Genomic DNA, 18797 nt, shown 5'->3' with positions numbered 1-18797 from the left:
ACACTGCTGCCGGTCGATACATCCTCCGTACACATCGGATACCGGCGGATGTCGATGCCGTGTATCGGCGCTGTATCGGCCTGGCCGACCCTCGGGACATGAGCCGATCCCCGCAGTCATCCCGCAACGAGCCGACCGCACCACCCGGCGTCGAGCGCGGCGTCTCGGTGGTCATCCCGGTGAAGGACCGGGTGCCCGAGATGCGTCGGCAGCTCCGCAGCCTGCACCGCGCGGCCCGGAACTGCCCGGAGCCGGTGGAGGTGGTGGTCGTCGACGACTCCGCACCGGCGGCGGCAGCCGCGCACCGGGCCGCCTGCGCCCAGTACGGCGCCCGTTACGTACGCGGCCCCCGGCACGTAGGGGCCAAACGCAACCTGGGCGTCCGGCACGCCCGCCACGACCTGTTGCTGTTCACCGACTCCGACTGTCGCGTGCCGGAGGACCTGATCACCCGGTACGCCGCCCGGCTGCGCGCCAGCGGCGACGAGGTCGCCGGAGTCACCGGGCCGGTCCTGGTGGAGCCCGGCGAGAGCGCCTTCTTCCGGGTGATGAGCCGCTCATACCTGCTGCTTGGTGACCTGACCCGGCCACTGCACCACGAGCGGGTGTCCTGGGGCGCCGGGGCGAACACGGCCGTGAAACGCGTCGCGTTCGACGCCGTCGGCGGCTTCCCCGAGGACTCCCCGATGCCGATCGGCGGCGAGGACCTGCACCTCGGTCTGCTGCTGACCGACGCCGGGTACGCGCTGCTCGCCGAGCCCGAGGCGGTCGTCACCCACGACACCTCGGTCGCCGACACCCTCGGTGCCGTCGCGTACCGGTTCACCACGTACGGGCGTTCCGAACAGTGGCTCTGCGTGGCCCACCCGCACCGCCGCCGGTTCGTGCTGAACACCGTCAGCGCGCTCGCGGTGACCGCCGCCGTCGGGCTGGCCACGGCGCGGCGTACCGGCGGACGCAGCCTGCTCGCGGTGCCGGCCGTCGCGGCGGCGCTGGTGGCCGTGAAGACACCCGGTCGACTCGGTGACGACCGTGGCCCGCGTGCCCTCGCCGAATCGGTGGCCTGCGCCGCGATCGAGACCCTCTTCGACGGTGCCGCCTTCGTCACCGCGCTCCGGATGCGCCGCCCGGACCTGCTCTTCACCGGATTCCGCGCCCCGAACGAGGCCGACTACCAACCGGTCGCCCCGTCGCGGGCGGAACCGGTCGCGGCGTGAGAGGAGCCGGCGTGCCGACCACCCTGCCGCTGGCCCCGAGCCAGCAGATGATGTGGGAGTTCATGACCGCCCTCGACCCGGCCCACCCGGGCGCCGCCCGGCTGGTGGTGGTGGAGTTCCGCCGACTCTCCGGCCGACTCGACGTCGACGCGTTCGCGCAGGCCGTGCAGGACGTGATCGACCGGCACGACGCGCTGCGGATGCGGTTCGTCCGGATCGGCGTCCGGCCCGAGATCGAGATCCTGCCCCGGGTCCGGTCACCCCTGGTCCAGGTGGACCTCACCGGCCAGTCGTCGGCCGCCCAGCAGGCCCGGATCGAGCAGATCGCCTACGAGCACCGCACGGTCGCGTACGACCCGACCGAGGCGCCACTGTGGCGGGCCGCGTTGATCCGGCTCTCCGCGACCGAACACGTCCTCGCGCTCTGCTTCTTCCACATGGTCTCCGACGGCTGGTCGTGCCGGCTGTTCGTGGAGGACCTCTGCCACGCGTACGCGGCCCGACTGGGCGCGGTCCCGCCGCAACCGCCGCTCGGCGTCGACTTCGCAGGGCTCGCCGCGATCCAGGAGACGGAACTGGCCGGTGGCGGGGTCGACGCCGCCACCCGGGCCGCCCACTGGCGGGACCGGCTGCGGCCGGTGTCGCCGTACCAACTCTTCCCGGCCGGCCCACCGGCCCCCGACGCCGACCTGAGCGCCGAGGTGGCCACCCGCTTCGCGATCCCGCCCGAGGTGGCCGCCCGCCTGCGCCCGGCCGCCCGGCGGGCCCGGACCAGCCCGTACGTCCTGCTGCTCGCCGCCTACCTGGTGATGCTGTCGCTGCGCGCCGGTCGGGAACGGATCGTGCTCGGCACCACCACGCTCGGCCGGGAGAGTCCGCTGTCGCAGCGGCTGATCTGCCAGTTCACCAACAACGTCTACGTGCCGGTGGAGATCGCGCCGGACGCGCCACTCGGTGCGGTGGTGCGTGCCGCCCACGCCTCGCTGACCGAGGCGATCGCGCACGTGGCGCCGTTGCACCGGGTGGCCGAGGCGGTGCACCCGGCCCGGCAGCGCCCGTGGCCGGACAGCCACCTCTTCGACGCCTGGTTCCAGTCAGCGGCCACCGCCTCCCCGGTGCTGCACTGCCCCGGGCTGCGGGTCGAGCCGCTCGACATCACCGCGCGTCCCACCCCCGGCACACCGGCGCCGGTGGTCGCCGCCGACGTACCCGCCGACTGCCTGCCGGTCTGGCTGAAGCGGGGGTCGCCGATCGTGGTGGTGGACGACGACCGGGCCGGCGGGGTCTTCATCCGCAACCGCAGTTTCTTCGACGACGACCTGGTCCGGGGGCTGATCGACGACTACCTGGCGGTGGTCGCCGCCTTCGTCGACGACCCGGACCGCCGCCCGGCGCAGCTCCGGCTTCCTGACGGCGCGTGCTTCTTCGATCACACGACGGGGTAGAAGAGGCCGGGAGGGGCGGGGACCAGGATCCAGGCCGACTCGGGAGAGGTACGACGACCATGACGGACACCTCGACGCACCAGCACGCCGACCGGGCGACACCACCGGTGCCGCGAAGCGCCGTCCGGGCCCGCTACTCGGTGGTGCTGCTCTTCGTCATCATGGGCCTGGCCATCGGCGGCTGGTCCTCCCGGGTGCCGGACGTCCGCGACGCGGTCGGCCTCGGCAACACCGGCTGGGGCCTGGCGAACATCGCCACCAACGCCGGTGAGCTGATCTCGCTCGTGGTGGTCGCGGTGCTGATCAGCCGGATCAACACCCGCCGCCTGGCGCTGGCCGGTGCCGCGCTGATCCTGGTCAACGCGCCGCTGCTGGCCGCCTCGACCACGGTCGTGGCGTTGGTGGGCGGGCTCGCGGTCTGGGGCTTCGCCGCCAACCTGCTGGCCACGCCGATGAACGCGCAGTCGGTCGAGGTGCAGAAGCAGTACGGCCGACCCATCCTGTCCACGTTCCATGCCGGGTTCAGCATCGGCATGCTCGCCGGTGGGCTCTCCGGCACCGGAGCCGCCGCCGTCGGTCTCTCCCCGTCGGTCCAGATGGCGATCACCAGCGCCCTGCTCGGCGCGGTGCTGATCGGCACCCAGCGATGGTTGCCGGACACGCCCCGCCAGGAGACCAAGGAGGGTGAGGCGCGCCGTCGGCTGCGCGACCGCTTCACACCCCAGTTGCTGCTGCTCGCCGCGATCGCGTTCCTGGCCTCGTTCGTGGAGATGGCGGGTGCCCAGTGGAGCGCCCTGTACGCCACCGAGGTCGCCGCCGCCGGGGCGGTGCTGGCCGCCGCGACGTACACCTGTCTCTCGCTGGCCGCCGCCGGTGCCCGACTGGTCGGCGACACGCTCGCCGGGCGGATCGGCCGGATCCGTTTCGTCCGGCTCTCCGCCCTGGTCGCCGCCGCCGGGCTGGCGTTGCCGCTGGCCGTGCCGCACCCGGCCGCGGTGATGGCCGGGTTCGGCCTGCTCGGCTTCGGTCTCGCCTGCGTGACGCCGACGGTGCTCGGTTTCGCCGGTGAACAGCCCGGCCTGACCTCCGGTGAGGGGGTCTCGGTGGTGGCGATGGGTCAGTGGCCCGGTGCGCTGCTGGCCGCACCGGTCATCGGTCTGCTGGCCGGTGCGCTCGACCTGCGGCTGGCCTTCGTGGTGGTGCTGGTGATGGTGCTGGCCGTGATCGTCCTGGTCGGTCGGGTCCGGGCCGGCGCGTTGCCGGGCGAGGGTGCCGGCGGGTGAGGTCGGTCCGCGCCGCCGGGGCGGCCTGCGGTCAGCCGCCCCGGGCCACCGGTCCGACGAGCTGACCCTCGGTGCCGGTCATGCTGAGCATCACCCACTGCACCTTGCCCTTGGTGATCAGACCGACCATCTCCGGGTGCAGTTGGGTGAACCAGCCCTGCACGCTGGCCAGACCGAGCGCGGTCGCGGCGGTGGCGGCCTCGGCCTCGGTGAGTCGTTGCAGCACCACGATGTCGCTGCGGACCAGCACCTCGACGTCCCAGCCGGCCAGGTCGTCGCGGACCACGAGGGTGGCCCGCCAGGGCGCGCTGAGGTTGGTGTCCGGGCCGGTGACCGGACCGGTGTCGATCACCACGAGTTGCGGTTCGGTCGGGGTGGCGGGCACCGGCGGGGCCACTCCAGGAGGGAGGAACGAGGCGATCTCCCGGCCGATCACGCAGCGCCGCAGGAAGGCGTCCCACTCCTGCTCACGGGCGGTCTGGATGAACAGCCGAGCACCGAGCGCGAGAGACCGGAAGGCGAGCAGTTCGGCGGCGCGTACCCCGCCGGTCAGCATCAGCCGGGTCGGCTCGGCGCGGAACACCCGCAACCCGACCGGCTCCTGCTGTCGGTTGCGCCCGACCACCAGCCCGCCGCCCCCGGCGACCAGGTGCAGGCCGGCGACGGCCGCCTGGTCGGTGACGTGCAGCCCCATCCGGCTGCCGGGAAAGGCGACGCCGTTCACCTGAGGAAGCCTCCGAGCGGCAGGGTGGCGGCCACGCCGTGCGCGTGCTCGCCGTCGAGTCGTTGCAGGCGGCCCCCGTGACCACGGACCGCCTCCTCCAGTGCGCGGTCGGCGGCGGCGAGCGCGTCGGCGTCGGCACCGATCAGCCGGAACGCCACCTCCACCACGGTGTCGGCGGCACCGGTGCGACCGGTCTCCCGGGTCACCGCGATGGAGACCACGCCGGCCGCCGCAGGCAACCCGCGCAGCAACGGATCCACCTCCCACGACCGGTGCGGCCAGTCGAGCAGCCGGTGGCAGCTCTGCGGGACGCCCTGCGCCGACCAGTGCCGCCAGCCCTCCCGGGCCAGCGGCCGGTCACCGCCGGCAGGGCCGTCGGTGAGGTGGGTCAGGCCGGCGACGGCGGCCAGCACCTCGTCCCGGTTGAGCAGCCGCGTGGCCACCCGGTCCTGGCGCAACTGCCGCCGGGTGCGGCGGATCGCCGCAGTGAGCGCCGGGCGCAGGTCACGGTCGGCGTGGAAGTCGGGGGTACGCGGCGCCTGGAGCACCACCCACGCCTGCCGGCTCGCCGGCACCTCTCCGCCGGTCAGCTCGCGGTACGCCCGGTCCACCGCTGCGGAGCGGGCCCGAGGCGCCGGGGTGACCTGGATCAACACCTGCACCGCCACGGCCGGAGTGTCCGGGTCGACCGCCGGCAGCAGCGACACCGGTGACGGCAGGGCCTGCGGCGCACCCATCAGCAGGGCGCCCTCGGTCGGGTCGACCTCCAGCACGGCGCTCAGGCCGCCCCGGTGGGTCAGCAGCACGGCCGGCTGGTCGTCGATCTCGACCTGGTCGAGTTCGACGCTGCCCTCCAGATTGGTCAGCAGGTGCCAGGCCGCGTCCGCGCCGGTGGCGGGGAGCTGTCTGCGGCGGCCTCGATAGCCCCACCAGACGGCCAGCCACTGATAGAGCCACCGGCCCCGGTGCCGCAGCAGGGTCGGCGAGAGCAGCAGCACCACACCGGTGGCCACCGCGACGGTCAACGGCAGCCCGTGCGCGCTCGCGGCCAGCACCCCGGCAGCACCGGCCTGCCAGGCCACGAGTTGGGCGACGTGGATGCCGCCGACCCGCAGCGGACGCCGGTGCGGGCGTACCACCACCGGGACCGCCGCCGCTTCGGGCGTGGTCACCGTCGTGTCGAGGCCCTCCGGGCGGGCCGCCACGTCGGGCTGGGCCGGAGGCGCCGGTCTCGGCTCCACCGCCGGCTCGGCGGCCGGAACGGCTGCGGCCAGCGCGGCGGCCCGACTGGTGTACGCGGTCCCGACGGTCGCCCGCCCCTGAGTACGCTGCGGGGCCCACTCCTGCCCCGGCCCGGTCCCGCCCAGCGTCGGCGCCGGCGCGGCGGCCTGCGGCGGCGGTGCCGTGCGCTGTGGTGGCGGTGCCGTGGCCCCCGGGTGTTGCTGCCAACCCGGTTCGCCCGGCCGCGCCGCACCCGGATGCGTCACCGCCACTCCCTCCCTGACCGGCCCGGCATGGTCAGCGTCCGGTCGCGGCCTCGACGTCGGCGACCGTCACGGTACGCAACTCGTCGAGACTGGGTCGCTGGCCGGACTGGCGCAGTCGCTGTGCCTGTGCCTTGCGTACGCCCTCGAACAGTTTGCGCGCCTCCCGGGCGTTGCCGAAGTTCTCGTCCCGTTCGATCGTGCCGAAATGCTTCCGGAGCACCTCGGAGACCCCGTCGTCCAGAAGGTATTCGTCGCCGGAGGCCATCCGCTCCACGATGACCACCAACTGCTCCGGCGAGTAGTTGCCGAACTCGATGGTCCGCGCGAAACGGGAGGCCAGACCGGCGTTGGCGTCGAGGAACGTCACCATGTCGCCGGTGTAGCCGGCGGCGATCACCGCGATCTCGTCCCGATGATCCTCCATCAGCTTGACCAGCGTGTCGATGGCCTCCTGGCCGAAGTCGCCACCGCTGCCGAAGGACCGGGAGAGGGTGTACGCCTCGTCGATGAAGAGCACGCCGCCACGCGCCTGCTCGAACGCCGCAGCGGTCTTCTCGGCGGTGTGGCCGAGATATTGTCCGACCAGGTCACGGCGGGACACCTCGCGGAACGAGCCGCCCGGCAACGCACCCAGCGCGGCGAGCAACTCGCCGTAGATGCGCGCCACCGTGGTCTTACCGGTGCCCGGTGCACCGGCGAAGATCAGGTGGTGGCTCACCGCGCCGACCGGCAGCCCGGCGCTGCGCCGCCACTCGTTGACCTGGATCTCGTCGATCAGCGCCCGGACCTCCTCCTTCACCGACTCCAGGCCGACCATCGCCGCCAGGTCGGCGAGCAGCCTCTCCACCCGCGCGGTGTCCTGCGGCGTGCTGGCGCGGGCCGCCGCCGCACCGAAGGCCGCCTGCCGACTCGCCCGACCCTCCACGATGGTCGGGGAGGCGCCCTCGGCGATCTCGATCGCCGGTTCGGCGGTGTTCTCGGTGGTGCACTCGGTGACCGAGCCCTGGCAGCCCCGACCGAAGGTGACAGCCGGGCCCCGGGTGTCCCGGATCCGGCAGCGACGCAGCACCGGCGCGCTCTGGTGCACCACGGCGACCCCGGCCTGGCCGGTCTGCGAGATCTCACACGCCTCGATGGTGGGCTTGCCGTACTGGTAGATGTAGATGCCCCGGTTGCCGCAGCGGGTCACGGTGGTGGTGCGGATCGTCGGGGCGGCACCGATCCGCACGATGATGCCGTCCTCGGCGAGGTCGCTGAACTCGCACCCCTCGACGCTGCCCTCGGAGTCCTCCACCACCAGGCCGTAGCGTGCGCCGGTGACCCGGCAGCGGGCCAGGTTGAACTCCGAGCGACCGGCGACCTGGACGGCGGCGCCGAAGCCGGCGCTCAACTCGCAATTGGTCACCGTCAGCTTCGCCCGGTCGGCCACCACGACCGGCGCGTCCCCGGCCTTGAGCACGAGGTCACGCAGCTCCAGGCGACCGGAGTTGCAGGAGACCGTCGGGTACGTCCCGGAGGAGGCGTCGATGATGACCGTGCCCGGCCCCTCGGCGGCGACCACGGTGGCGCCCCGGTCGTTGACGAACAGCGCCTCGTAGTAGGTGCCGGGGCTGACCGCGACGACGGTGCCGTCGTCCGCCGCCGCCAGTGCCTCACCGATGGACGGGTAGGCGCCGGCTTGGTCCGTCGAGACGAGAAGGGTGCGCGTCATGGCTCCGGGCTTCGTGCGGCGAGCAGGCGGGGGTCGGACCGACGATATCCCAGCCGCTCCACCGGATGTGAGCCCCGCACGCTCCTGCGACGGGCGGCGCGCCTGGCCGGGACGACGCGGACCGGGCCGCGCCGCAGCGCCGTCGCTGGTTAGGCTCGGCGAGCGGTCCCGGCCGGTCGGCCCGGGAGACGACGACCTCCGGGAGGACGGATGACGCAGCCGCGGATGCTGCCGCTGGCGGCGGGTGCGCTGCTGGCCGACGGCACCGTCTACACCCACACCTCGGTACGCGGAGACACGCCGCCGGACCTGCATCCGGTGGTCCGGCGTTTCCTGCACGGGTTGCCGGTCGACCAGCGCGAACGCTTCACCGGTTGGTGTGCCGAGGCGGTGCTGGTCTCCGACCGCCTCCACGCCGCCGAGCAGGGTGGGCCACCGATCGAGGCGGCGCGGGCCCGGGCGCTGCTCTGGGGTGCGAAGGTGCGGGTGACCCGGGTACGCGAGGAGGGCGACCCGCGCCACGGCGAGGTCCAGCCGCCCTGCCGGTCCTGCGCGGCGTTGCTCGACTGGTTCGGTATGGAGGCGTTGACGTGACCGGACGGTTCCCGCCCCTGGTGGCCGAGGCCCTCGCCGAGGCGGGCTGGTCGCCCGACGGACGTGACGACGACCGGGGCCGCGAGTGGGGGCTGCGGATCGCGGCGCAGGCCAGCCCCGGCGGCCGACAGCACACGATGACGGCTGCGGCCATCGCCGCGTACGCCGAGTTCGGTGGGTTGCGGGTACGTCCGCGCAGGGAGGGCGAGCAGATCGCGCCGAGCGAGTTCCATCTGGACCCGTTCCTGGTGCGGCAGTCGGTGGAGACGCTCGCCGAACTGGCGGAGGCGATCGGCACGCCGCTGAGCCCGCTCGGGGAGGAGGGCGACGGCACCGGCATCCTCGCCATCGACGCCCGGAGCCGGGTGTTCGTGCTGGACCACACCGGGGACTGGTTCCTCGGCGCGGACCTGGACGAGGCGATCACCGGTCTGGTGCTCGGTCGGCAGCCGCAGCGGGTGAACCTGGACGGCGGCTGGTGACGGACCGGCAGCCCACCACCGGCCGGCAGCCTGGCATCGGCTGGCAGCCCACCACCGCCACCGAGCGGGCGATGGTGGCCGCCGCCGAGGCCGACGACCGGGCGGCCTTCCTCGCCGCGCTCGCCGACGGTCCGCTGCTGCTGCCGGTGTCGCCGTCGGCGGCGGCCGGCCTGGAGCCGGTGGCCTGGCCCACCGCCACCCACGACGGGGTGACCCACGTGCTGACCTACACCTCGGCGGGTGCGATCGCCGCCGGACTGCCCGGCCGGTCAGTCGACTACCACGTGTTCGGGCTCGCCGACCTCGCCGTCGACTGGCCGGACGACGGTTGGCTGCTGGCCGTCGACGCCGGCTTGCCGATCGGGCTGCGGCTGACCGCCGAGGAACTGCGGTCCGTCGCCGCGCCCATGGTCGAGGCGGAGCGCCCGCTGCGCGAGGCGATCCGACAGCAGGACCCGAACGCGCTGATGTCGGCGCTGTTCCGGGCCGAGCTGGTACTGCCGCTGCGCCCGGACGGTCCGGCCACCCGCGACCTGTCCGACCCGGAGTTCCCCTGGTGGCACCTGCCCGACGAGCGGGGACGGCCGAGCCTGCCGGTGTTCACCTCGGAGGCCCGGATGCGTCAGGCGTTCGGCGACCACGATCTGGTGGTGGTCAACAGCCTCCAGCTCACCGACCACTGGCCGGACCTCTCCTGGCAGTTGTCGTTGAATCCGGACACCCCGCTGGCTGCGGCGATGCCCGGCGAGGCGCTGCTGAAGCTACGTGAGTGGGTCGGTGAGCTGCGCCAGGTGATGACCGAGGCGACCGAGGAGGAACGGCGTCGTCGCGAGACGGCCGCGTACGCCGATCCGTCGCGGCGGGGCGTACCGGTGCCGCGCACGGCCTCGGAACCCGAGGACGACGACGGGCCGGACCCGGACGTACCGCTGCTGCTGCAACTGGTCATCCCGCACCGCTACCTGCCGTCCTACCTCGACGACGGGTACGACCGGGCGGCCGGGCTGGTGCACGCCTGGCACGGCCCGGGGCGGGACACCCCGGCACGGCTCTACCGTCGCCTCGGGCTGCTCGGCGAGGGCTCGCCCTTCGAGGAGGGCGACGAGTGGGTGGCGGTGCTGCGCTGGCCGCCGGGCGAGACCACGCCGCCGGAATGGGGCGAGGGCGGGCCACGCATGGAGTCGCTCGTCGTACCGGACGGCACCGCGCTGCACTGCCTGCACCAGGACGGCCGCGACGAGCTGTTGGCCCGCTTCGACTCGACCACCCGGCGCTGGTCCCCGGCCTGATCAGGAACGGCGGCGGGCGAACCAGGCGCGCGCCGGTGGGCTGCACACCAGGGCGAGTGAGACGCCCGCGAGGCCGCCCACCACCAGCGGGGTGACCATCGTCGGCTGGAAGGTCAGCTTGCCCTGCGACAGCAGCGTGACGATGACGACGACGAAGATCCCGAAGGTGAAGCCGGCCGGCACGGTCAGCCCGGCCGCGCCGTCGCCCTGCCAGGCCATCATCATCCCGAGCGAGGCGAGGAACACCACCAGCAGGGCGAGCGCGAGGACGGCACCACCGATGCCCACCACCAGCAGCCGACCGATCCCGGTGCCCTCCGTGCGCAGCATGGCCAGGAAGAAGGCGATCCCGGCGACCAGCCACACGACGACCGCCGGCACCATCAGCAGCACCGCGAGCGTGACCACGGGCGGACGCGGCGCGGCCGTCCGCCCGGGGGCGGGCAGGCCGGGCGGCGCGCCCTGGGCCTTGTGGGACGGAGCTGCCGCTGCCGGCGCGGCCACCGTCGGTGCCGGGCCGAGGATCGGGGAAGGGGCAGGCGCCGGGTACGGGCCGGACACCGGCGGTGGGCCGGGAGGCGGGTACGGAGATCCACCGGTGGGTGTGGACGACACGGGTTCCTCCTCGGGGCGCATCGGTCAGCCCGGCGGCCGGCGCCAGACCGAGTCGTCGGCGGGCTCGTCGGATCCCGGCCCACCCGACGGGAGCGGCGTGCCGGGTGCCGGGTCGACGGGTGCGGGTCGGTCCTGCTCCGCGACGGCCCTGCCCCGACGGGCGCGACGCAACAGCACGACAGCCGTCACGGCCCCGACGAGAAGCACCAGGATCCCCACCCAGACCAGGACCACGACCATGGTCTCCGCCGGGCCGGGGCCCTCCACGGCACGGGCCGCCGCCAGGTCCGCGTCGAGGTCCGGCTCGCCGGGGGACGGTGCGGCGCGGCCCCGACCGTCCGGCTCACCGGTCAGGGCGGCCCGCAGGTCCAGGGCACCCCATCCGTAGTGCAGGTCCCGGCCCGGCTCACCGGCGTCCCGTGTGGTCTCAAGCAACCGCTCGAAGAGCTGATAAGCGGTCAGGTTCGGGTACTTCGCCTTGACCAGGGCCAGCGCCCCGGACACGATCGCGGCTGATCCGCTGTTGCCGACCGCGGTGACGTACCGGCCGCCGGGCGCGGCCTGCACGATGTCCTCGCCCGGCGCGGCGATGTCGACCTCCTCGGCCGGCAGCGCCGCTTCCTTGCTGATCACACCCGCCCGGTCGGTGCCGTTCACGGCGATCGCGCCGGGGTGCCGGGCCGGGTTACCGATGATCGCGTCCTTGCGGTTGCCGACCGCCGCGACGACGACCACGTTCCGCTGGTACGCCCGGTCCACCGCCCGGTTCAGTTCCTCGCTGTGGCTCGCGCCGAGCGAGACGTTGACGATGTCCGCGCCGTTGTCGACCGCCCAGTCGATGCCGGCGGCGATCGCGGTCGGCGCGATCACGGCGGCACGTGGGCTCTTGATCGTGACCGGCAGGATGCGGGCCTTCGGTGCGATCCCGAGTACGCCGTACCGGTTACCCGGGCCGTGTCCGTGCCCGGCGATCAGCGAGGCCATGCCGGTGCCGTGCCCCTCCCGGTCGACACGGCCCCTGGCCTCGTCGTCGTAGAGGTCGACGCCGGGTAAGACATTGTCCCGGAGATCCGGGTGTGACGCGTCGACCCCGGTGTCGATCACCGCGACGGTGACGCCGTCGCCCCGGCTGACCTTGTGCATCTCGGTCAGCTCCAGGGCCGACAGGTGCCACGAATCGTCCCTGGTGGAGTCGGCCAGCGCGGGTGCGGCGGGCACGACCAGGGCGGCCACGGCGGCCAACGCCACGGCCGTCACCGGTCGGGTGGGGACTCGCATACCCGTCTGCCTTCCGTTGTGGGCCGCCGGTCCCCGACGGTCAGGAACGTGGACGGTCACCGCATGGTACGGGCCGGCCACCGGAATTCCGGTGACCGGCCCGCCGCTGCTCAGGCCTGCCCGAGCGCCCGTCCCTGCTCGCGAGGGCGCTGCTCGGCCGGGGCCTCGACCACACCGACCGCGGACGACTCGGTGACCCACAGTTCGTCGTCGCCGTCGCCGTACTCCCAGCTCTCCTGCTCCCCGTCGCGTGCCGGACCGGAACGCGGCTTGGGCACGGAGCCCCCGACGCGGCGTCCGCCGAGCGACGGCGCCGGGCCGGTGGTCGGTGCCGGCCGGGCGGCGCCGGTCCGGCCGGTCAGGCCGGGCCGGGCACCGCTGCCGGGCGTGGGCTTGCCGGACGGCGTAGCCGGGGGTGTGGTGCTCCGGCCACCCGGAGCGGAGCCCGCCCTGGGTGGCGTACCGGGTGCGGCGCCGCGCTGACCGCCGAGGCTCGGCGGCGGCGAGGTGGCCGGACGTGCGGGGGCGGCACCCCGCTGGCCCGGCCGGGCCGTGGAGCCCGGCAGTTGCGGGCTGGACGCCGGTGGGGTGGGTGAGCCGGTGGGCCGCAGCCCGCCCGGTCGGCCCGGCCTCGCACCCGGTGCGCCCGGCGCACCGGTGTTGCCGGGCAGGGTCGGACGGTTCGGGGCGGGACCCCGCTTGCCACCCGGGGGTGCTCCGGCGCCGTTACCCGGTCCGCCGGCTCCGGGGAGGGTGGGGCGGTTCGGCGCCGCACCTCGGCTGCCGGGCGTGGTGGGTCCACCGGCGCCGGGCAGCGAGGTGCGGGGCGCGTTCGGTCGTCCGCCCGAGCCCGGTTGGTTCAGGCCCGGGTTGGCCGGACGAAGCCCGGGACCCGTCACCGGCGGTGGCACCGGGCCGGGTGCGACGGGAGCGTTCGGCGTGCTCACCGGTGGTGGCGCGGCCGGGGGCGGCCCGGCCGGGGCGACCGGGGACGCGACACCGGCGAGGCTGACGCCGCCCGGCGTACCCGGCGGCGGAGCGGCCGGATCGCCGGGCCGGTCGCCCGCGTTCGGCTGGTTCGGCATGTCCGGCCGGTTCGGGCGGGCGCCGTTGAGCGAGGGCGCGCCGGGTCGGCCGCCCGGTGCGCCCGGCGGCGTCGGCCGGGGAACACTGGACTGGTCGAAGATCACCGCGTCGGTCGGGCCCTTGAACTTGCCGCCTCGCGTGATGTTCGTGATGTACGTGTCGATGTAGAAGTCGGCCAGCGGCTTGACGATGTTCTTGGCGCGCTGGTGGTATTCGTTCTGGACGTCCTCGTACGACTTGCCGTTGTTGATGCCGAAGAGGTCGCCCAACTGGATGCCCTCGTCAGCGGCGCGGACGTCCGCCTGCTTGACCTGCTCGGCCTTGTACTCCAGCCAGAGTTGCCGCATCTCGGTCTGGGTAGTCTTGATCTTGCTGGCGAGCTGCTCCAGACCGGTGGCGTTGTTGGTGGCCACGGTCTTCCACTCGTCCAGCGAGTGCAGCGTCGCACCGACCCGGCCCATGAAGACGCGCGCGGCCGGCGACTGCCACTTGGCGTCGAGCGAGTCGGCGTGGCGCTTGAGGTTGTCCCGGGTCGCCTGGAGCAGACTGGCGGCACGTCGCCACATCTCGGCGAGTGCGGTCGTGCGTTCGTCGCTCTCCTTGCGGACGTACTCCCACATCTGCTCGACGTTCACCGAGTCCCACGCCGTGGGCTCGTACGGCGTGGACTGGGCGGCCCGCTCGGCCGCATAGTCGTCCGACACCCCTGAGTACATGTGGTAGCTCGGCGGCTGCCAGCCGTAGTAGTCGCTCATCCCCGCTCCTCAGGTCCCACGTTCCGTCCCGCCGTCACTGCAGACTCGACTGGTCCAGCCGGAGATCCTCGCCGTGCATGCGTTCGCTGTCGCCCGGGATCACGTACGCGCCGGAGCCCTCACCGACGACCTCCCGCTGAGCCCACTCCGGTGCCTGTTCCCGCTGGTCGCCGGTGGGGCAGGAGTCCATGCCGTAGTAGGGGTTCATGGGCACGGGGTCGGCGGCCTCCGGCGGAACCACCCCGGCCGGGTCGTCGGCGTTGCCCTCCTGCCAGGCGCCACTCAGGGTCTCCTGACCGTCGACCGCGTGGAACGCGTTGAAGACGTCGTCGTTGGTGGCCTGGGCGAGCGCGTCCCCGGTCAGGTACTCCGCCGAGATGGACATGGCGGCGGTGCTGAGCGCGACGAGTCCCTTCATCGCGTCACCCATCAGGTGGGACACCGCCATCCGGCTCTCGTCGTGCCGGCCCCGGAAGAACGCGGCCTCCTTCATCCCGCCGCCGCCGAACGGCGCCTGCACGGTGAGCATGGGTTGCAGGCCGCCCTCGAAACTGGGCCGGAAGTTCTCGTCCAACTCCTTCTGGATCGCCTGCGCAAAGTCCTTGAGCTGTTGGATGTCGACGTTGATCTCTTCGTCGACGAGCCATTCGTCGCCCATGTCCCTCCCCCGATCACTCACCTGGCACCGGCGCGGCCGGCCATCGCCCCGCGAGGGCGGTCCCGCAGCCGCGCAGGCTAATCCACTCTGGCCGACGGTAGGCCGTCCGGGCAACCCCGTACCAGGCTCAGGAGCGCGGTGGGAGGTGCACCAGTTGCACCAGTCGAGTCCCGCCGCGCCGGGACACCAGCCAGCCCCGGCCGGGTGGCAGCGGTCCGGGACGGACGGTGCCGAGCAGCACCCCCTCGTCCCGGTTGCCGGACATCACGATGCCCGGCGTGCTGATCTCCCGCAGCCGCATCAGCACCGGCTCGTACAACGCCCGGCTCGCGCCACCGGTGCGTCGGGCGATGACCAGGTGCAGACCGATGTCGCGGGCCTGGGGCAGGAACTCCAGCAGCGGGGTCAGCGGGTTACTGCCCGCCCCCGCCACCAGGTCGTAGTCGTCGACCAGCACGTAAAGGTCGGGGCCCTTCCACCAGTCGCGGGCCCGCAACCGCTCCGCGCTGATGTCCGGCGGGGGCAGCCGGTCCCGCATCACCGCGGCGACCTCGGTCACGATGCCCTCGGTGACCTGAGCCGTCGAGCCGTATCCGATCAGGTGCGGCGAGTCGATGTCACCGAGCAGGCTGCGCCGGTAGTCGACGAGGACCAGCCGCGCCTGGGTCAGCTCGTTGCGGTCGACGATCGTCTGCGCCAGCGCCCGCAGGAAGGTGCTCTTGCCCGACTCGCCGTCGCCGAACAGGATGAAGTGCGGATCGGCGGCGAAGTCCAGGTGCACCGGTCGCAGGTCCACCTCGGCGATACCGATCGGCACCCCCGGACGGCCGGTATCCGGCAGGCTGCCGTAGGGGACCACCGGCGGCAGCAACCGGATCGGCGCGGCACCTGGGCCCTGCCACGCGGCGGCCAGGTCGGTGACCAGCTTGCGCGCCCCCTCGGGCAGGGTCTCCGCCTCCTGCGCGCCGTCGGCGCGGGGCAGCGCCGCGAGGAACTGCTGGCCGTCCGGCGTGATACCGCGTCCCGGTGACTTGTCCGGCACGTTCATCGCCGCCCGACGGTCCAGGTTGGAGTCGCTCGCGTCGGCCAGCCACAGCTCCAGGCGCGTGCCGAAGACGTCCCGGACGGCCGGACGCAGGTCCATCCACCGCCCGGCGGTGACGATCAGGTGGATGCCGAAGGACAGACCACGGTTGGCGATGTCGTTGATGGTGGGTTCGAGATCCTCGAACTCCGACCGCAGGGTGGCCCAGCCGTCGATGACCAGGAAGACGTCGCCGAACGGGTCGTCGTCGTGCTGCCCGTGGCGACGCGCCCGCCGGTACTCGGACATCGAGTCCACACCACGCTCGGCGAACCGGCGTTCCCGCTCGCCCATCAGCAACTGCAACTCGGCCACCGTACGGCGCACCAGCCCGGCGTCGAGCCGGGTCGCCACCGACCCGACGTGCGGCAGCTCGCGCAGCGAGGAGAGCGCGCTGCTGCCCAGGTCGAGGCAGTACACCTGGGCCTCCCGAGGGGTGTGCGTCAGGGCCAGCGAGGTGACCACCGTACGCAGCAGGGTGCTCTTGCCGCTCTGCGGACCACCGACGATCACCGCGTGCCCGGCCGCCCCGCCCAGGTCGAACCAGAGCACGTCCCGGCGCTGCTCGAACGGCTTGTCGACGATGCCCACCGCCACCTGCAACTCGCCCAGCAGACCGGCGTGCGCCACGGTCACCCCGCGCGTCGGGTCGGCGGTCAACGGCGGCAGCAACTGGTCCAACGTCGGCGGTTCCGCCAACGGCGGCAACCACACCTGGTGGGCCGGCTTGCCCCGGCCGGCGAGCCGCCCGACCAGGATGTCCAGCACGCTCTCGCCGACCCCGTCGGCCGGCTCCGGCGTCTCCTCCGGCTTCGGCGTGCGGGTCACCGGCGGGGCGACGTAGGCGGTGGTGTACTCGCGTACCCGGTCCCCGCCGTCACCCGCCGCGACCGCCGCGGCGGTCTTGCTCCGGTACGCGCCGGAGACGTACGCGGCCTTGAACCGCACCAGCGGCTCGGTGCCGAACCGCAGGTAGCCGTGCCCCGGCGACCGAGGCAACTCGTACGCGTCGGTGGCACCGAGCACCACCCGCGACTCCATCGCCGAGAAGGTCCGCAGACCGATCCGGTACGACAGGTGGGTGTCGAGCCCCCGCAGCCGCCCCTCCTCCAACCGCTGACTGGCCAGCAGCAGATGCACACCGAGCGACCGGCCGACCCGGCCGATCTGCACGAACATGTCGATGAAGTCGGGCTTCGCGGTGAGCAGCTCGGAGAACTCGTCACAGATGATGAGCAGGCTCGGCAACGGCGACAGCGGTGCGCCCGCCGCCCGGGCCTTCTCGTAGTCGCGCTGCGAGGCGTAGTTGCCGGCGGACCGCAGCAGTTCCTGGCGGCGGACCAACTCGCCGTTGATGGAGTCGGTCATCCGGTCCACCAACGGCAGCTCGTCGGCCAGGTTGGTGATCACCGCACTGGTGTGCGGCAACCCGTCCAGCCGGGTGAAGGTGGCGCCACCCTTGAAGTCGACCAGGACGAAGTTGAGGTTCTCCGACGAGTGGGTGGCCGCCAGCGCCAGCACCAGGGTCCGCAGCAGCTCGGACTTGCCGGACCCGGTCGCGCCGATGAGCAGCCCGTGCGGCCCCATGCCGTCCTGCGCGGACTCCTTGAGATCCAGCTCGACCGGCCCGCCGTCGCTGCCGATCCCGATCGGCACCCGCAACTTGTCGCGGTTGGGTCGCGGCTGCCAGCCCCGGTCGACGTCGAACTCGTACGGGTCGCCGATGTCGAGCAGGTCGGCCAGGCCCAACTCGCCGGTCAGCGGCGTGTCGCCGCCGCTGCGCGAGGCGGCCGACAGACGCAGCGGGGCCAACTGCATGGCCAGCGCCTCGACCTCGGCCGGTCGGCAGTCGTCGGCCCGCCCGATCTCCGCCGGCCCGTCCACCGTGACGCTGTCCAGCCTGCGGTCCGCCGACACCTCCAACACCAGCCGCGCCCGGTCGAGCAGTCGCGGCGCCGGAGTGGAGAGGTCGAGCAGGGTCACCCCCTCCACCCCGCCCTCGGTCATCAGGTGGTCGGAACCGGCGGTGTCACCGCCGTCGACGACCACCAGCACGTGCGGTCCGGCGACCTGCTGACCGCCGCCGCTGGCGTTGAACCGGGGTCGGCTGGCGAGTACGTCGTCGAGCATCGCCTCCAGGCCGGTCACCGAGGGCGACACCAACCGCAGTTGACCCAACGCGTCGGTGCGCGACGGGTGGAGGGCGTGCGGCAACCACTTGGTCCACTCCCACTCGGCCCGCCGATCCGGTGCCACACAGATCGCGATCAACATGTCGTCCGGTGCGTGGAACGCGGCGGCCTGGGCCAGCACCGCCCGGACCATGCCCCGCGCGGCGTCGACGTCGCCACGCAGGTGTACCCGGGCGAACCCGTTCAGCGCCATGGTCACCGGCAGGTCGGGCACCTCACCGTAGGTGGTGAGGAAACGACGCAACGCCAGGGCGCACATCGGCTCCAGTTTCTCCAGCGACGTGGCCGGCGGCGGTACCAGAGGGGTGGCCAACTCCTGCGGACCCAACCCGATCCGGACCGTGCCGAAGTCCACGTCCCCGCGCCGACGCTCCCACAACCGCTGCCCCAGCGGCAGCGACCAGAGGATGTCCGGGTCCGGGTGCCGGTAGAAGGCCGCCTCGCGCTGCTTGCGGATCGTCTTGAGCACCCGGCGACGCTGCCGCGACAGGTGCGTCATGTACTCCCGGCGGCGCTGGAGCATCTCCTGCTTGCCCGGCCCACCCGCGTTGTTGGTCAACTGTGAGCCGAGCATGCCGATGGCGGAGAGCCCGAACAGGCCACCGGTGACGTACCCGAGGGTCGACCCGCCCCGCCCGGCGAACATCAGGGCCATCGCGAACGAACCGGCGAGCATCGGCAGCAGCATCATCATCTGCCCCCACGCCTTACCGGTCGGCGCGGGCACCTCGGGCGGCGCCTCCAGGAGCACCTCGCCGGAGGGATACTCGGGCTCCGGCTGCCGCGCCGGTCGTTTGACGACCACGGTGCTCACGTGACAGACCTCCGTTGCCTCTCGCGGGCGTGCTGCGTACGCCCGACCCCCGTGCGCTCGGCGGTCGCGGAGAACCGGCACCC

The 18797-nt window shown here is 73.3% G+C and carries 14 protein-coding genes; 6 read left to right on the top strand and 8 right to left on the bottom strand.

Translation table 11 applies throughout. The features are described 5' to 3' along the window. Positions 1–98 precede the first annotated feature (98 nt). The 3 genes from ACQVFL_RS28845 to ACQVFL_RS28835 are packed head-to-tail and all read left to right on the top strand — an operon-like array spanning position 99 to position 3945. Complete coding sequence (locus ACQVFL_RS28845; RefSeq protein ID WP_431727998.1) at positions 99–1217, top strand: glycosyltransferase; 1119 nt, start codon at positions 99–101, stop codon at positions 1215–1217. 11 nt (positions 1218–1228) lie between these two features. Next, positions 1229–2662, top strand: a complete 1434-nt coding sequence (locus ACQVFL_RS28840) for a condensation domain-containing protein (protein WP_431727997.1) — start codon at positions 1229–1231, stop codon at positions 2660–2662. 59 nt (positions 2663–2721) lie between these two features. Then, positions 2722–3945, top strand: a complete 1224-nt coding sequence (locus ACQVFL_RS28835) for an MFS transporter (protein WP_396698178.1) — start codon at positions 2722–2724, stop codon at positions 3943–3945. 31 nt (positions 3946–3976) lie between these two features. Here the strand turns inward: ACQVFL_RS28835 and ACQVFL_RS28830 are convergent, their stop codons facing one another. From ACQVFL_RS28830 to ACQVFL_RS28820, 3 genes are read right to left on the bottom strand one after another with little or no spacing between them, the layout of a single operon-like run. Further along, a complete protein-coding gene (locus ACQVFL_RS28830) occupies positions 3977–4669 on the bottom strand; it encodes a hypothetical protein (RefSeq protein ID WP_431727996.1) in 693 nt (230 codons plus the stop codon). After that, complete coding sequence (eccE, locus tag ACQVFL_RS28825; protein ID WP_431727995.1) at positions 4666–6156, bottom strand: type VII secretion protein EccE; 1491 nt, start codon at positions 6154–6156, stop codon at positions 4666–4668. The genes ACQVFL_RS28830 and eccE overlap by 4 nt, the downstream gene beginning before the upstream one ends. Positions 6157–6187: 31 nt before the next feature. Further along, on the bottom strand, positions 6188–7867 hold the full coding sequence (locus tag ACQVFL_RS28820; RefSeq protein WP_431727994.1) for a right-handed parallel beta-helix repeat-containing protein: 1680 nt from the start codon (positions 7865–7867) through the stop codon (positions 6188–6190). 210 nt (positions 7868–8077) lie between these two features. On the opposite strand from ACQVFL_RS28820, the gene ACQVFL_RS28815 reads away from it, so the two are divergent. From ACQVFL_RS28815 to ACQVFL_RS28805, 3 genes are all read left to right on the top strand, one after another. Then, positions 8078–8461 (top strand): YwqJ-related putative deaminase, encoded by a 384-nt coding sequence (locus ACQVFL_RS28815; protein ID WP_431727993.1) that lies wholly within the window; start codon positions 8078–8080, stop codon positions 8459–8461. After that, positions 8458–8943 (top strand): SUKH-3 domain-containing protein, encoded by a 486-nt coding sequence (locus tag ACQVFL_RS28810; protein ID WP_431727992.1) that lies wholly within the window; start codon positions 8458–8460, stop codon positions 8941–8943. The genes ACQVFL_RS28815 and ACQVFL_RS28810 overlap by 4 nt, the downstream gene beginning before the upstream one ends. 71 nt (positions 8944–9014) lie before the next feature. Then, a complete protein-coding gene (locus ACQVFL_RS28805; RefSeq protein WP_431729907.1) occupies positions 9015–10232 on the top strand; it encodes an SseB family protein in 1218 nt (405 codons plus the stop codon). Here ACQVFL_RS28805 and ACQVFL_RS28800 read toward each other — a convergent pair whose 3' ends face one another. From ACQVFL_RS28800 to eccCa, 5 genes are all read right to left on the bottom strand, one after another. Further along, positions 10233–10847 carry a hypothetical protein gene (locus ACQVFL_RS28800; protein ID WP_431727991.1) on the bottom strand — a complete coding sequence of 205 codons (615 nt, stop codon included), beginning with the start codon at positions 10845–10847 and terminating at the stop codon, positions 10233–10235. 24 nt (positions 10848–10871) lie between these two features. Continuing rightward, positions 10872–12125 carry a type VII secretion-associated serine protease mycosin gene (mycP, locus tag ACQVFL_RS28795; RefSeq protein WP_431727990.1) on the bottom strand — a complete coding sequence of 418 codons (1254 nt, stop codon included), beginning with the start codon at positions 12123–12125 and terminating at the stop codon, positions 10872–10874. A gap of 110 nt (positions 12126–12235) precedes the next feature. Continuing rightward, positions 12236–13966 carry a hypothetical protein gene (locus ACQVFL_RS28790; RefSeq protein ID WP_431727989.1) on the bottom strand — a complete coding sequence of 577 codons (1731 nt, stop codon included), beginning with the start codon at positions 13964–13966 and terminating at the stop codon, positions 12236–12238. A gap of 34 nt (positions 13967–14000) precedes the next feature. Next, the gene (locus ACQVFL_RS28785; RefSeq protein WP_396698196.1) at positions 14001–14624 is read right to left on the bottom strand and encodes a hypothetical protein; all 624 of its coding nucleotides are present in this window, start codon (positions 14622–14624) and stop codon (positions 14001–14003) included. Between the two features lie 127 nt (positions 14625–14751). After that, positions 14752–18714, bottom strand: coding sequence for a type VII secretion protein EccCa (gene eccCa, locus ACQVFL_RS28780; protein ID WP_396698198.1), 3963 nt, complete (start codon positions 18712–18714; stop codon positions 14752–14754). Positions 18715–18797 lie beyond the last annotated feature (83 nt).

The organism is Verrucosispora sp. TAA-831 (genome assembly GCF_050780145.1).
Classification (GTDB): domain Bacteria; phylum Actinomycetota; class Actinomycetes; order Mycobacteriales; family Micromonosporaceae; genus Micromonospora.
Note: the sequence above shows the minus strand (reverse complement) of the source record. Positions and strands in the feature narration are given on the sequence as shown.

Bases quoted from the DNA above. Each gene is read 5' to 3' on its own strand.
- ACQVFL_RS28845 (WP_431727998.1), top strand. From the start codon at position 99: ATGAGCCGATCCCCGCAGTCATCCCGCAACGAGCCGACCGCACCACCC.
- ACQVFL_RS28835 (WP_396698178.1), top strand. From the start codon at position 2,722: ATGACGGACACCTCGACGCACCAGCACGCCGACCGGGCGACACCACCG.
- ACQVFL_RS28820 (WP_431727994.1), bottom strand. From the start codon at position 7,867: ATGACGCGCACCCTTCTCGTCTCGACGGACCAAGCCGGCGCCTACCCG.
- ACQVFL_RS28815 (WP_431727993.1), top strand. From the start codon at position 8,078: ATGACGCAGCCGCGGATGCTGCCGCTGGCGGCGGGTGCGCTGCTGGCC.
- ACQVFL_RS28805 (WP_431729907.1), top strand. From the start codon at position 9,015: ATGGTGGCCGCCGCCGAGGCCGACGACCGGGCGGCCTTCCTCGCCGCG.
- mycP (WP_431727990.1), bottom strand. From the start codon at position 12,125: ATGCGAGTCCCCACCCGACCGGTGACGGCCGTGGCGTTGGCCGCCGTG.
- ACQVFL_RS28790 (WP_431727989.1), bottom strand. From the start codon at position 13,966: ATGAGCGACTACTACGGCTGGCAGCCGCCGAGCTACCACATGTACTCA.
- ACQVFL_RS28785 (WP_396698196.1), bottom strand. From the start codon at position 14,624: ATGGGCGACGAATGGCTCGTCGACGAAGAGATCAACGTCGACATCCAA.